Raw genomic sequence first — 13,406 nt, 5'->3', positions numbered from 1 at the left:
ATTTGATGATCGAAATAGAAAAACCAAAAATCGAAACGGTTGAGATCAACGATGATGCCAAATACGGGAAGTTCGTTGTGGAACCACTTGAGCGTGGATATGGTACAACTTTGGGTAACTCCTTACGTCGTATCCTATTATCCTCACTCCCAGGTGCCGCTGTCACGTCGATTCAAATCGATGGAGTGCTTCATGAATTTTCAACAATTGAAGGCGTCGTGGAAGATGTTACATCTATCATACTAAACATTAAAAAACTAGCATTGAAAATCTATTCTGATGAAGAAAAGACGCTTGAGATCGACGTTCAAGGTGAGGGAAACGTAACTGCAGCTGACATTACGCATGACAGTGACATCGAGATTTTGAATCCTGATCTGCACATTGCTACGCTTGGATCGAACGGTCACCTGCGCATGCGTTTAACGGCTAGAAGAGGCCGTGGTTATACTCCAGCTGATCAGAACAAGAGAGAAGATCAGCCTATCGGCGTTATTCCTATTGACTCTATCTATACACCAGTTTCACGCGTTCAATATCAGGTGGAAAATACACGTGTTGGTCAAATGACAAACTATGATAAGTTGACATTTGATGTTTGGACAGATGGAAGCACAGGTCCAAAAGAAGCGATTGCTCTTGGGGCGAAAATTTTGACCGAGCATTTAAACATCTTTGTTGGTTTAACTGACGAAGCACAAAATGCTGAGATTATGGTTGAAAAAGAAGAAGACCAAAAAGAAAAAGTTCTGGAAATGACTATTGAAGAGCTTGATCTTTCGGTTCGTTCATATAATTGCTTAAAGCGTGCTGGCATCAATACCGTCCAGGAATTAGCCAACAAAACGGAAGAAGATATGATGAAAGTACGTAATTTAGGACGCAAGTCTCTTGAAGAAGTAAAGCATAAACTGGAAGAGCTTGGACTGGGCTTACGTAAAGACGACTGACTAGTTAACAATGTGTGTAACTAGCCATTTTTGATGTTAGCTTCTCGTGCAAGACAGACTTCAACAAAGGAGGGAAACTCTCATGGGATACAGAAAGTTAGGACGCACAAGCGCACAGCGTAAAGCTATGTTACGTGACTTGGCTACAGATTTAATCATCAATGAGCGCATTGAAACAACTGAAACTCGTGCGAAAGAGCTTCGTTCAGTTGTAGAAAAAATGATCACTCTTGGAAAGCGTGGAGATTTACATGCACGCCGCCAGGCAGCTGCCTTCATCCGCAATGAAGTAGCAGATGCTGAAACAAACCAGGATGCATTGCAAAAATTATTTGCTGACGTTGCCCCGCGTTATGGAGAGCGCCAGGGTGGATACACTCGCATCATGAAACTAGGTCCTCGCCGCGGTGACGGTGCACCAATGGTTATCATTGAGCTAGTTTAATATTGCACATTTAACAAGGGCGGCGGACAGTTTTAACAGAACTTGTTCTATGCCCTTTTTTTAAAATTCAGGAAAGCATCAATATATACTTCGCAGGAATACGCTGGTTCCAAGCGAAGCTGGTGCTGTTCTGATAAATTCTCCAGCAAAGCCCAAATAGAGCGTTATAATGAGCAGGAGTGACATTTAGGCCGGGCTTTCAGGCATGTCAGATACCAAAGCGTACCCGCCCGCAATAAATGTCATATGCAGCCTTTATATTGAAGGCTGAAATGAAATGCAATTCTGCCGAGCTAATTTTGCTTGGAAAACAAGCCAAAAGCCGCTTGTTCCTATTGCGGAAACAAGCTTAAAGCGTGCTTGTTCCTATTGCTGTCCTGTCTCGTCTAGCTCATGCACCTCCCCCTATTCCTTTGGAATATTGTGGCCAATGCGAAAAAGTCTTTTCGCCCGGGGAGAGGTGCAGGCTTTTTTTATATTTCAGCAATAAAAAGAGATGAGTGAAGTTTTCGGAGATGAGAGGAGGAGCAGCAATGAAAAAGCCGTTGATTGTGTTGGAAAATGTATCTTTTCAATATGAAGGCCAACAGGAAATGGCACTTAACAATGTATCATTTACATTATTTGAGGGTGAATGGCTGGCGATTGTCGGGCATAATGGCTCCGGCAAATCAACACTGGCAAAGCTGTTGAACGGACTTCAGTTCCCGAAAGAAGGAACGATTGAAGTTTGTGGCATGGAGCTCACTGAAGAAACAGTCTGGGACATCCGCAAACAGCTCGGGATGGTTTTTCAGAATCCTGATAACCAGTTTGTTGGCACAACAGTTCAGGATGATGTGGCTTTTGGTTTAGAAAACCATGGGATCGAAAGAGATGTGATGGTCAAACGTGTTCAAGAAGCATTAGACAGAGTCAAGATGGGACCATTTCTTGATCAAGAGCCGCACCATCTGTCGGGGGGACAAAAACAGCGCGTCGCGATTGCCGGAATCCTGGCATTGCGGCCGGCGATCATTCTCCTCGATGAAGCAACCTCAATGCTTGATCCGCGCGGACGGGAAGAAGTATTGGATACCGTGAGACAGTTGAAAAACGAAAAGCAACTGACCGTTATTTCAATTACCCATGATCTGGAGGAGGCTGCGAAAGCAGACCGGATTTTAGTGATGAACAAAGGAGAAATATATCGGGAAGGCACACCTGAAGAAATATTTCAATTGGACGAGGAATTAATTGAGCTTGGCCTTGATATTCCATTTCCGGTGAAGGTCAGCAAAGCATTGCGGAATAAGGGTGTTCCTGTGTCGAAACAATTTCTGTCGGAAGAAGAGTTGGTGACTGAGCTATGGACATCTCGCTACAGCAAGTAGAATACTCATACCAGGCAAATACCCCTTTTGAAAGGCTTGCGATCAAGGACGTAAACCTGGATATCCCTTCAGGCATATATATGGCGATAATTGGCCATACAGGTTCAGGGAAATCGACGATCCTCCAACATTTAAATGCCCTGTTAAAACCGACAAAGGGCAAAGTCTTGATCGGGGACAGGGAAATTACCGCTGATAAAAAAGAAAAAAATCTCCGCCCGATTCGCCAAAAGGTAGGAATTGTCTTTCAATTCCCGGAGCATCAACTGTTCGAGGAAACGGTCGAAAAGGACATCTGCTTTGGGCCAATGAATTTCGGTGTGCCGGAAGATGAGGCAAAAAGGCGGGCCCGCGAAACGATTAAGCAAGTAGGGTTGCCGGAAGACATCCTCGAAAAGTCGCCGTTTGACCTATCGGGCGGGCAAATGCGGCGGGTCGCGATTGCCGGAGTTTTAGCGATGGAGCCCGACGTCATTGTTCTCGACGAGCCGACGGCCGGATTGGATCCACGGGGAAGAAGAGAAATCATGGAGATGTTTTACCGTCTCCATCAGGAAAGAGGCCTGACAACAATGCTGGTCACGCACAGCATGGAAGATGCCGCCCGCTATGCCGACGAGATCGTGATTATGAACAGCGGGAAGGTATTTAAAAAAGGGACACCAGAAACAATTTTCTCGAACCCTGCTGAACTGATCAATCTTGGCCTTGATGTTCCGGAAGTGGTTCGATTTCAGCTGAAAATAGAAGAAGTTTTCGGGATAAAATTCGATAGAACATACCTTTCGATGGAGCAATTAACAGATGCGGTTGCACATCTTTGGAAGGGGGAGAGACCGAAATGATGGAAAAAATGATTTTCGGCCGTTATGTCCCTGCTGAATCTGCGATTCATCGGATGGATCCCCGCTCCAAATTATTGATTGTCTTTTTGTTTGTATGTATTGTTTTTATTGCCAATAATGCTTTAACTTATGCCATTCTTGCTGCCTATACCGTATTTATGGCCGCAATGTCAAAAATACCGGTCCGCTTTCTTTATGGCGGGTTAAAACCTGTTCTCTGGCTTGTTCTTTTTACGGTTATTCTCCATCTGTTTTTAACAAAAGAAGGACAGCTGTTATTTGAACTTGGCCCAATTAACATATATGAAGAAGGTTTAAGGCAGGGGATATTCATTTCATTGCGGTTCTTCCTGCTGATTGTAACAACCTCGCTGCTGACGCTGACGACAACACCAATCGAAATTACCGACGGATTGGAAAGCCTGTTAAACCCGCTGAACAAGATAAAGTTTCCGGTTCATGAATTAGCGCTTATGATGTCCATTTCCTTGCGGTTTATTCCGACTTTAATGCAGGAAACAGATAAAATCATGAAAGCCCAAACAGCAAGAGGAGTCGATTTTACAAGCGGTCCAATCAAGGACCGGATCAAGGCGATTGTCCCGCTTTTAATCCCGCTGTTTGTCAGTTCGTTCAAGCGGGCGGAAGAACTGGCGGTAGCGATGGAAGCGCGCGGCTACCGTGGCGGTGAAGGGCGGACAAGGTACCGCCAGCTAAAATGGACAGGCCTCGATACGGCGATGATCGCGCTTCTTCTTGCTATCACTGTGCTGCTTGTTTTATATCGATCATAATGGAGCTGCTGCAGAATGCAACGTTATAAATGTACCCTTTCATATGATGGATCGCAGTTTTCCGGCTACCAGGTTCAGCCCGATGCCCGAACCGTTCAGAAGGAATTGGAAACAGCGCTCGCCAGGCTGCATAAAGGAAATTCCGTGCCTGTGACCGCTTCAGGGCGGACAGATGCAGGCGTGCATGCCAAGGGTCAGGTCATCCACTTTGATTCGCCTTTGCAGATTCCTGTTTCAAAATGGGAGCTGGCTTTAAATAGCTTGCTTCCGGGAGACATTGCTATCAACAGGGTTGAAAAGGCAGCGGCGGGCTTCCATGCGAGATTCGATACCGTCGGCAAGGAATACCGTTATTTCGTGCATCCATCAGCGAGACGGGATCCATTTAAGCGCAACTATGCCTATCAATTTCCTTATCCAATCGACTATATCGCGATGAAGGAAGCTTTGAAATTTTTTATCGGGAGCCATGATTTCACTTCATTCTGTTCCGCGAAGACGGCGATCGAAGACAAAGTGAGGACGATCAAGGAAATTGAGTTTTTTGAAGAAGGGGATCTGCTCGGATTTCGCCTGGTGGGGAACGGATTTTTGTATAATATGGTCCGGATCATTGTCGGTACTTTGCTGGAAATTGGTTCAGGAGAACGAAGCCCGTATGAGATACCGGAAATCCTTGAAAAGCGGGACCGCACACATGCCGGAAAGACAAGCCCGGGACATGGCTTATATTTATGGAAAGTTTTTTATTAAAGAGGTATAAAAAGCTCCATGACAACTAATCCTGGTGTTGACAAACTGGAACCAACAAGGTATTATATCATATGGTATGTATTTTAGCCCCACGATAAGCCCCGGAAAGTGAATCGTGATTGAAAATATATGAGACCAATAAATGTAATTGATTTTTATTAGGAGGGTAAATCATGCGTACAACGTTTATGGCAAATGCCAATAATATCGAGCGTAAATGGTACGTAATTGATGCTGAAGGCCAAACGCTGGGCCGTCTTGCTAGTGAAGTAGCATCAATTCTGCGTGGAAAACATAAACCAACTTATACACCACATGTGGACACTGGTGATCATGTAATCATCATAAATGCATCAAAAATCGAGTTAACAGGTAAAAAACTTACTGACAAAATCTACTACCGCCACACTATGCATCCAGGTGGACTAAAACAAAGAACGGCTCTTGAAATGCGTACAAACTACCCTGAGAAAATGCTGGAACTTGCGATTAAAGGCATGCTTCCAAAGAATTCTCTTGGCCGTCAAATGTTTAAAAAATTGAACGTATATGCTGGCAGCGAGCATCCGCACCAAGCACAAAAACCAGAAGTTTACGAACTTCGCGGGTAATTTAAAGGGAGGTTATTAATATGGCACAAGTTCAATATATTGGTACTGGTCGTCGTAAGAGCTCCGTTGCTCGCGTACGTTTAGTGCCTGGTGATGGACAAATCATCATCAACGATCGTGATATCGAAAACTACATTCCATTCGCAGCTTTACGTGAGGTTGTTAAACAGCCGCTTGTAGCAACTGAAACTCTTGGAAGATACAACATCCTTGTAAACGTAACTGGCGGCGGCTACACTGGTCAAGCTGGCGCTATCCGCCACGGTATCGCTCGTGCGTTACTGCAAGCTGATCCGGAATATCGTCCAACATTAAAGCGCGCAGGACTATTGACTCGTGATGCACGCATGAAAGAACGTAAGAAATACGGTCTTAAAGGCGCCCGTCGTGCACCTCAGTTCTCAAAGCGTTAATTATCAAATTTCAAGGCTCTCAACCTTTATTGGTTAGGGGTCTTTTTTATTGCGAAAATTGGCTTTTGACCACATTTTGACCATGAAAAAATTTTTTGACCGCATATCGTAACTCAATGTAACCTTTGAACCTCTCCGCAGTTTGCTCTTTTAAAGTATCTGTAACGTAAAAAAGCGCAGATTTTTCTACGCTTTTTTTACAGTTACCGTTGTAGTTAATGATGATTTACCACGTATATGAGATTTATTATTATATCCTAAAGATTCAAGTAAACGTTTATTGTTTTCAGATTTTTTTTTCATTTCCGTTTCTTTAGCTATACGAGTCAGATGCTTTGGAGTCGAACCAATATATACTGCACTATCCTTACTCATTTAACATCCCTCCCAATAGGTCTATTGCAAAATCAAATGGTTGCCTTTTATCCATTATAGCACTAACAATTTCACTTTCATAGCTGTTAACACGCCGACTTGACCATACTTGCGATAATTGGAAGTGACAAGATAGAACTAATTCTCCCACTTTCTTTGTCATGTAAATCATTTGTTTCTCTTCTGAGTAAAAAATATGTTCTTGGTGTTCCATATCTTTATTATAAGTTTGAGCAACAAATGAATCATCATCAGTTATATTAAAGAGTTGAGTTGGAGTTTTACTTCCATAAGAATCAACTAAAGAGAGGATGTCTCCATTTTTTTTGTATAAGGTAATGGCTTTACATTCAGATATATTCACAACAGGTACAGGATGTTCCGCATAATCACTGTAAGGGTCGTAAATTGATTGGCCCGGCAAATACTCAGATAAGGTCTTAAAGTACAGTGGAAGATTGAGCTGAGCATTTTTTATGCACTTCATAAAGTTTGTTACAGAGTCTTGGTAAACAGTTAGCTCATCGTAAAGCAACAGGTTTTGAGTGATTTCCTTTTCATGAAGATAAAATTTAGTACTTTTTCTTAATACTTGACTTAATACTTGCAAAAGAAAAGTGCAAAGGTCAGGTGTATCTGCGATATGATAATCATATGTCCATCTTGTCATTTTAAAACAGTCATGGATAAAGGCCCATATAAATTCATCAACATCCATCTCTGTAATTCTTTTATGTAAGACAGTGTCCTTTTCTTTATGCTCTTCCAAAAGGTCTTTTACGATTGGAAAAGTGAATCGAGGCTCGCGATCGTGTTCCTCTTCATACTTGTTGATCGCTCTGTCTAATTCATCTTTAATATGCTCTTTATAGAAGTTAAATATTTGTGTTTCCACTATAGGTATCACAATTTTATCGTTCTTTAGAGCAGTCATAAATTCTGCATAGGTAATGGTGATATTAGGATTACTACGGCTTAGGCTTCCCGCTTTATTTGATATAAATAAAACAAGAACATCAGCATCCTTTACCTTAGTTAAGCAATCTTGATTAGGATCATCTGTATATAATCCCATATCTCCATATTCGTACATAACAGTTTCGTGACCAGCATTCTCTAATGCCGCTTTAATTCTATCTCTTAAAGGTTGAAGGGTTTGCTGAGAGGAAGAACTAATAAATATTTTGGTGACATCAATATTCAATTGCAGATCCTCCTTTGGATAAAATTTCTATTTCTAAAATTATTTTATCATAAAAATTCTGATTATAGTGAACAGAAAAAACAGAGAGGAAAATAGCTCTCATTGGTTGTGACTCATTTACATTCATGAATCATCTTCAGGTGGTATCAAGTTTTTCCTTGAATAAAAATCAAAAATAATCTCCTTCACTAAATCAATCTTCATAAATTTAGCCAAAAAAACTGGAAGAGGAAAGGCCGCCCGATCCTGAATGTCTTGTCTTTTCGGGATGAAAAATATCTTCAAGGGGTGAATTTTCTTGAACGTCATTACTTCCTTTAAAGAAAAGAAACGTGCTAAACAAATCAAGTATGAACGCTCTGTACTGCGTGACATATCGGTAAATTTATTGAAGAAAAAGGTGCAGCATTATTTTGGATCGTCGAGGTTTATTACGGGCTTATTAATGAATGCCGGCCTTGAGGAAGCTTTATACGATGTTGCAATCGAAGCATATTTGCTCGGCGCAAACTTTAGCAAATTCGGCTACTACGGTGAAGCCATCGAAGAGACCCGAAAAAGGTGTACAGAAGAAGAAAAGCATTTGACTGATACGCTTTACCATTTCCTGCTCTTTTGGGGGAAGGGTGAAGAAGGCGTATATAATGAAACATTATTAACGATGTGTGAGCAATATGTAGAAACATGGTGGAGAGAGGGTTATTTAAAAGGAGAGCGGCGCTATAAACTGCGCCTCCATTAAGCCGTTCTAAAATCACGACGCCTCCCATATATTCAATAGTAAATGGGACGAGCAGGAGAGTGATTTTGGCGATGAAGAAAAAACTTAAGATGGGAATATTTATGGCAGGACTTCTCGTATTGTTTTTAATATGGCAATACGATTTTATAGAAAACAATTCATGGAAATCCTGGAACCTCCCCCTGTCAGGGAAAATCATTTTACTTGATCCAGGTCATGGCGGCCCTGATGGCGGTGCAGGCACTATGCAAGTGCTCGAAAAAGACATTGCTTTAAAAGTCTCATTAAAACTCAGGGAATATCTGCAGGAGCAGGGAGCCTTGGTCATCATGACAAGGGAGACCGATAAAGACCTTGCCGACAAAGGAACGAGAGGCTACAGCCGGAGAAAAGCTGAGGATTTGAAAAAAAGGCTCAAGATGATCAATGAATCCGAAGCCGATTTTTATGCGAGCATCCACTTAAATGCAATTCCTTCCTCGCGCTGGAGCGGGGCGCAAACCTTTTACTCGCCAAAAATAAAAGAAAATAAGAAAGCTGCCAAATTTATTCAGGATGAACTGCGGCGCAACCTTGAAAATACGGACAGGAAAGCAAAGGCCATCAGCAATGTGTATATATTAAAGCATGCCAAAAAGCCGGGTGTCCTTGTTGAGATCGGTTTTTTGTCAAACCCGGGCGAAAGAGCGAAACTGCAAAAGGATGCCTATCAGGAAAAAGTAGCAGCCTCCATTTATGAAGGAATTTTGCGGTATTATACAAATGAAAGCGAGTTGAAAGACGAATGGTAAAGAAGGCGAGAAAGAGGAGCCTTCTTTACTGTTTTATGACAGATTTTATTTTACAATTTGAAAAATTGCTTGTTCCAAATGTGATTGAGTTAACAGCCAGATGGCGGGTTTGTGTTATACTACTATTGCAAACGAATACAAAAGGCGGGTGTTTATAAATGATCACAGAAGGAAAAGTTCGCGAGGCATTATCGGGTTTGAAGGAACCTTTTTTACATAAATCGCTTGGAGAGGTCAATGCGATTCAAGAGATTAAAATCAAGGAAGAAAAAAACCATGTCAGTGTAAAAATTGCGATTGCAAAAACCGGTACGGGAGAACAGCTTCAGCTTCAGCAGCAAATTGTTGCCGTTTTAAAAGAGGCCGGCGCCGAGTCTGTCGGGATTCGTTTCGCAGAGCTGCCGGAAGAGGTGCTGGCTAAATTCCGTGCTGAGGTTCCTGCTGAGGAAGCAGGCCTGCTTTCACCGGCGAGCAAGACAACTTTTATAGCCGTTGCGAGCGGAAAGGGCGGAGTCGGAAAATCAACAGTTTCGGTTAATTTAGCAGTGTCGCTGGCCCGGCTTGGCAAAAAAGTCGGTTTGATTGATGCAGATATTTACGGATTCAGTGTTCCCGATATGATGGGGATCACAAAGCGGCCTGTTGTTCGGGGCGAACGGATTCTGCCTGTAGAACGATTTGGCGTCAAGGTGATCTCAATGGGTTTCTTTGTTGAAGACAATGCCCCGATTATTTGGCGCGGACCGATGCTTGGAAAAATGCTCAACAGCTTCTTTCATGAAGTTGAGTGGGGAGAAGTCGATTATATTCTTCTTGACCTGCCGCCTGGAACGGGGGATGTAGCGCTCGATGTACACACGATGCTCCCAGCCTGCAAAGAGATCATCGTGACAACCCCACATCCAACCGCGGCATTTGTGGCAGCGCGGGCAGGGGCGATGGCATTAAGAACAGAACATGAAATTCTTGGGGTTATTGAAAACATGTCCTATTTTGAAAGTAAAACGGGCGATAAGGAATATGTATTTGGCCAGGGCGGCGGTGAAAAGCTGGCAGAGGAACTGCAGACAAAGCTGCTCGGACAGCTTCCTTTATCGCAGCCGGATTGGAATGAAGAGGATTTTTCTCCTTCTGTTTATCAGGAGGATCACAAACTGGGAGCGATATATCGGCAAATTGCTGAAAATGTCATCGCAAGTATAGAAAAATAAGAAAAGCGGAAGCGACTCGATGAAACAAGGCTGGCTTTCCCTTGCGGAAATGCCAGCCTTTATAGTCTTGTAAATGCTTATAAACTTTAAGCTCCACCGCCACCGCCGCCGCCGCTCTGGCCTCCGCTGCTGCCTTGGTCACCGCCGCCACCACCACCACCTTGTCCCTGTTGTCCGCCGCCTTGCTTGTTTGCCGCTTTTAAAAGGATATCCTGAATTCTAGCCTGATATAACGGGCTCTCAAGTGTTTCTGAAACGACGGATTGAAGATGTTTCCGGTAATCATTGCTTTTCAAAATATCGGTGACATCTTTTTGCAGTTCTGGGTCTCTAAGTACTTCAACCATCATTGCGCGGTATTCCGGGTCCTTCATTAAATTTTTTAGTAATTGCTCATTTTCCTTTTCCATACTTTTGGCCATACTTTCCGCAAACTTCGGATCTTCAAACGATTTTCGCCAAAAATCGGTTCCTTTGTCAGATGTTAATGTAGTGGTGATCGTATCAGAAACCACTGCTTGGTCCATGACAAGATTTTGCTTCATGCCATCACTCGTCATAATCTCTTCAATTGCTTTTTTTGCATCGTCTGTTTGTAATATATCGACAACCATTTTCTTTGTTTCTTCATAATCAACTTGACCGCCGCCTGACTCATTTTGCGCACAGCCTGAAATTAGAGCTATTACAAGAAAAGGCAGGAGCAGGTGATAAATTCGGTTCATATTTAAGCTCCTTTCGCATTACTATCCATGGTTTTATGATGAGAAAAAAGGAGAAAAAATATGCGTTTAAAACCGAATACCTAGATTTTTCAAGCTTTAGTTTGGTACAATCAGGAGTGAATGTTGAATCGTATGGGGGAAAGCTTGTGACTAGCCGTAATTTGGTAAGGTTATTTATGTCCACGCTATTAATTGGCGGGATTACAACCGGGATTGTCGGATTTATTGTCCGTTGGGATGAATTCAAATCCATATTCATTGACTTTGATCTAATTGAAATTTTATCGATATTGTTTTGGTTAATTGGCGTCGGGCTGATTTTCAGTATTATCAGTCAGATGGGATTTTTTGCGTACTTAACGATACACCGTTTTGGCCTTGGAATATTTAAGGCGATATGGGCTCCTGTGCAAGTGGTGTTGATTGCGTTCGTATTGTTTGACCTTGTATATTTTCGATATCAGGCCTTTGGTAAAGGAGAAAGTATTCTTCCTTATACGTTAGTGGCAGTGTTTATTCTGCTCGTCGGTTTAGTCGTGGCAAATATGAAGGCAAGACAAACGAATAGAGCGGCTTTTATCCCGGCTTTATTTTTCATGACAGTCGTGACAACGGTTGAATGGGTGCCGGCCCTGCGAGTGAATGAAGAAGGCTGGCTCTATTTAATGCTTTTTCCATTGTTGGTTTGTAATGCCTATCAATTGTTAATTCTTCATAAGCTAAACGAAAGCTCGGAGCTGCATAGGCAGCAACTTCAGAAAAAGCCGTCCAAATAATATCGGACGGCTTTTATCGTTATTTGATTTCTTTTGATTCGGCCTCTCCATTCATGATCATTTCTGAGACACTGACAAACTTAAGCTCTTTTTGCCGAATATCCGTGAGAATAAGCGGCAGTGCTTCAGCTGTTTGCTTGGCAGAATCGGAGGCGTGTAAAAGAACAATATCGCCCTTTTTCGCTTTGGAGACATTCTGGCGAATTACTTCAATTCCGGGATTTTGCCAATCGTTTGAGTTCACACTCCAGTGAACAACTGTAAGCCCAAGCCGATCAGCTATTTTTAATGTTTTTTGATCAAAGTGTCCGGTTGGAGGCCTCATTAATTTGATGTTTTTAACATTTAATTTTTTAAATGCCTCTTTGGCAAGGATCAGGTCCTTTCTGATTTCAGGTTCTTCTAAATCGGTGTAATCCTTATAGGCATATCCGAGCATCCCGATTTCAAAGCCTTCTTTAACGATGCGGTTGACTAAATCCGGATGTCGTTCTGCCCAGGAACCGGAAAGGAAAAATGTTGCGGCTTTAATATTTTCCGTTTTTAAAGTGTCCAGAATTGGTTCGGCCTTCTCATCACCCCAGCCGATGTTAAAGGTCAATGCAATATCCTTTTCCCCTTTGAAAACAGCCTTTGGTCCATCCTTCCCCGAAAAAGCAGGAATTTGAACAATCGATTCCATATACAAAAACCAGGCAGTAAAAAAAGCAGCAAAAACGATGAGCATAAACTGTTTTACAGATTTTCCATTCAAGACAAAAAAGAAATTCATATCCTTCACCTCGTCCAATGCACTCCTTGTCTACATCCTATGCGCGGAAAAAATGAATATGATCAAAAACTGTGTTTATAAAATAGAAGATATTCGAAAACACTAGAAGAACTGAAGTATTGGAAAGGAAGTGTTGGAATGCTTGGAATGATCATAAATGAAAAAGAACAGAAAGAGCTGCAGTATTTATTAAAGAGAGAAATGGATGAAATTATATTCGACCGGAATGATGAGCGGATTGAACCACTTATAAAACGGGCGATGCAGGAAAGGTATTATTTATTATTTACTTTATTTAAACGTATCGCTGATCCTTATGAATGCATTAAATATATGCCGACGAAAACACAATTAAAAAGGGATAAAGTTTAACACGATTTTCTTTATTAGGGTGTTGACTTTGTTTTTGCATCCTGGTATATTAGTAAACGTCGCTGTCAAGGGTTGATGAATAACTCGGTAGTGGCGGAGATATTCTCTTGAATAAAGTTGTTGACATAACATTGTCAAAATGATATATTAATAAAGTCGCCTTGAACGGCGAATGAGTTAAAAATTGCTCTTTGAAAACTGAACAAGCAAGCAAAAACGTCAACGTTAATTTATTTTATTTAAGAGCTAATCTT

At 42.0% G+C, this 13,406-nt stretch carries 17 protein-coding genes; 13 read left to right on the top strand and 4 right to left on the bottom strand.

The window, feature by feature from the left end; translation table 11 throughout:
- Positions 1 to 5: 5 nt before the first annotated feature.
- From CU633_RS08135 to rpsI, 8 genes are all read left to right on the top strand, one after another.
- On the top strand, positions 6 to 950 hold the full coding sequence (locus CU633_RS08135; protein ID WP_101659395.1) for a DNA-directed RNA polymerase subunit alpha: 945 nt from the start codon (positions 6 to 8) through the stop codon (positions 948 to 950).
- 82 nt (positions 951 to 1,032) lie between these two features.
- Positions 1,033 to 1,395 (top strand): 50S ribosomal protein L17, encoded by a 363-nt coding sequence (gene rplQ, locus CU633_RS08130; RefSeq protein WP_101659239.1) that lies wholly within the window; start codon positions 1,033 to 1,035, stop codon positions 1,393 to 1,395.
- A 533-nt stretch (positions 1,396 to 1,928) separates the two neighbouring features.
- Positions 1,929 to 2,768, top strand: a complete 840-nt coding sequence (locus tag CU633_RS08125; RefSeq protein WP_101659237.1) for an energy-coupling factor ABC transporter ATP-binding protein — start codon at positions 1,929 to 1,931, stop codon at positions 2,766 to 2,768.
- Positions 2,744 to 3,613, top strand: coding sequence for an energy-coupling factor ABC transporter ATP-binding protein (locus tag CU633_RS08120; RefSeq protein ID WP_101659235.1), 870 nt, complete (start codon positions 2,744 to 2,746; stop codon positions 3,611 to 3,613). The genes CU633_RS08125 and CU633_RS08120 overlap by 25 nt, the downstream gene beginning before the upstream one ends.
- Positions 3,610 to 4,407 carry an energy-coupling factor transporter transmembrane component T family protein gene (locus CU633_RS08115; protein WP_101659233.1) on the top strand — a complete coding sequence of 266 codons (798 nt, stop codon included), beginning with the start codon at positions 3,610 to 3,612 and terminating at the stop codon, positions 4,405 to 4,407. Before CU633_RS08120 ends, CU633_RS08115 begins: the two co-directional genes overlap by 4 nt.
- Before the next feature lie 15 nt (positions 4,408 to 4,422).
- A complete protein-coding gene (gene truA / locus CU633_RS08110; RefSeq protein WP_101659231.1) occupies positions 4,423 to 5,160 on the top strand; it encodes a tRNA pseudouridine(38-40) synthase TruA in 738 nt (245 codons plus the stop codon).
- Between the two features lie 173 nt (positions 5,161 to 5,333).
- A complete protein-coding gene (rplM, locus tag CU633_RS08105; protein WP_101659229.1) occupies positions 5,334 to 5,771 on the top strand; it encodes a 50S ribosomal protein L13 in 438 nt (145 codons plus the stop codon).
- A 20-nt stretch (positions 5,772 to 5,791) separates the two neighbouring features.
- Positions 5,792 to 6,184 (top strand): 30S ribosomal protein S9, encoded by a 393-nt coding sequence (rpsI, locus tag CU633_RS08100; protein WP_101659227.1) that lies wholly within the window; start codon positions 5,792 to 5,794, stop codon positions 6,182 to 6,184.
- A 186-nt stretch (positions 6,185 to 6,370) separates the two neighbouring features.
- Here the strand turns inward: rpsI and CU633_RS08095 are convergent, their stop codons facing one another.
- Together CU633_RS08095 and CU633_RS08090 are read right to left on the bottom strand one after the other, a co-directional pair.
- A complete protein-coding gene (locus tag CU633_RS08095; RefSeq protein WP_101659226.1) occupies positions 6,371 to 6,559 on the bottom strand; it encodes a hypothetical protein in 189 nt (62 codons plus the stop codon).
- Positions 6,552 to 7,763, bottom strand: a complete 1,212-nt coding sequence (locus CU633_RS08090; protein ID WP_180954914.1) for a DUF4062 domain-containing protein — start codon at positions 7,761 to 7,763, stop codon at positions 6,552 to 6,554. Before CU633_RS08090 ends, CU633_RS08095 begins: the two co-directional genes overlap by 8 nt.
- 298 nt (positions 7,764 to 8,061) lie before the next feature.
- On the opposite strand from CU633_RS08090, the gene CU633_RS08085 reads away from it, so the two are divergent.
- From CU633_RS08085 to CU633_RS08075, 3 genes are all read left to right on the top strand, one after another.
- Positions 8,062 to 8,505, top strand: coding sequence for a YbaK family protein (locus CU633_RS08085; RefSeq protein ID WP_101659221.1), 444 nt, complete (start codon positions 8,062 to 8,064; stop codon positions 8,503 to 8,505).
- 71 nt (positions 8,506 to 8,576) lie between these two features.
- A complete protein-coding gene (cwlD, locus tag CU633_RS08080; RefSeq protein WP_101659393.1) occupies positions 8,577 to 9,296 on the top strand; it encodes an N-acetylmuramoyl-L-alanine amidase CwlD in 720 nt (239 codons plus the stop codon).
- A 158-nt stretch (positions 9,297 to 9,454) separates the two neighbouring features.
- Positions 9,455 to 10,507, top strand: a complete 1,053-nt coding sequence (locus CU633_RS08075) for an Mrp/NBP35 family ATP-binding protein (protein WP_101659220.1) — start codon at positions 9,455 to 9,457, stop codon at positions 10,505 to 10,507.
- An 86-nt stretch (positions 10,508 to 10,593) separates the two neighbouring features.
- Here the strand turns inward: CU633_RS08075 and gerD are convergent, their stop codons facing one another.
- A complete protein-coding gene (gerD, locus tag CU633_RS08070) occupies positions 10,594 to 11,232 on the bottom strand; it encodes a spore germination lipoprotein GerD (RefSeq protein ID WP_180954913.1) in 639 nt (212 codons plus the stop codon).
- A 146-nt stretch (positions 11,233 to 11,378) separates the two neighbouring features.
- Between gerD and CU633_RS08065 the strand changes: the two genes are divergently transcribed.
- Positions 11,379 to 12,008, top strand: a complete 630-nt coding sequence (locus tag CU633_RS08065; RefSeq protein ID WP_101659219.1) for a KinB-signaling pathway activation protein — start codon at positions 11,379 to 11,381, stop codon at positions 12,006 to 12,008.
- A gap of 19 nt (positions 12,009 to 12,027) precedes the next feature.
- Here CU633_RS08065 and pdaB read toward each other — a convergent pair whose 3' ends face one another.
- Positions 12,028 to 12,780, bottom strand: a complete 753-nt coding sequence (gene pdaB / locus CU633_RS08060) for a polysaccharide deacetylase family sporulation protein PdaB (RefSeq protein WP_101659391.1) — start codon at positions 12,778 to 12,780, stop codon at positions 12,028 to 12,030.
- Between the two features lie 138 nt (positions 12,781 to 12,918).
- On the opposite strand from pdaB, the gene CU633_RS08055 reads away from it, so the two are divergent.
- Positions 12,919 to 13,152 carry a hypothetical protein gene (locus tag CU633_RS08055; protein ID WP_101659218.1) on the top strand — a complete coding sequence of 78 codons (234 nt, stop codon included), beginning with the start codon at positions 12,919 to 12,921 and terminating at the stop codon, positions 13,150 to 13,152.
- Positions 13,153 to 13,406: the final 254 nt, after the last annotated feature.

Origin of the sequence: Bacillus sp. V3-13 (genome assembly GCF_002860165.1) — a bacterium.
GTDB lineage: Bacteria > Bacillota > Bacilli > Bacillales > Cytobacillaceae > Bacillus_BJ.
The sequence above is the reverse complement of the archived record's forward strand: the minus strand, read 5'-3'. Positions and strand labels throughout refer to the sequence as shown.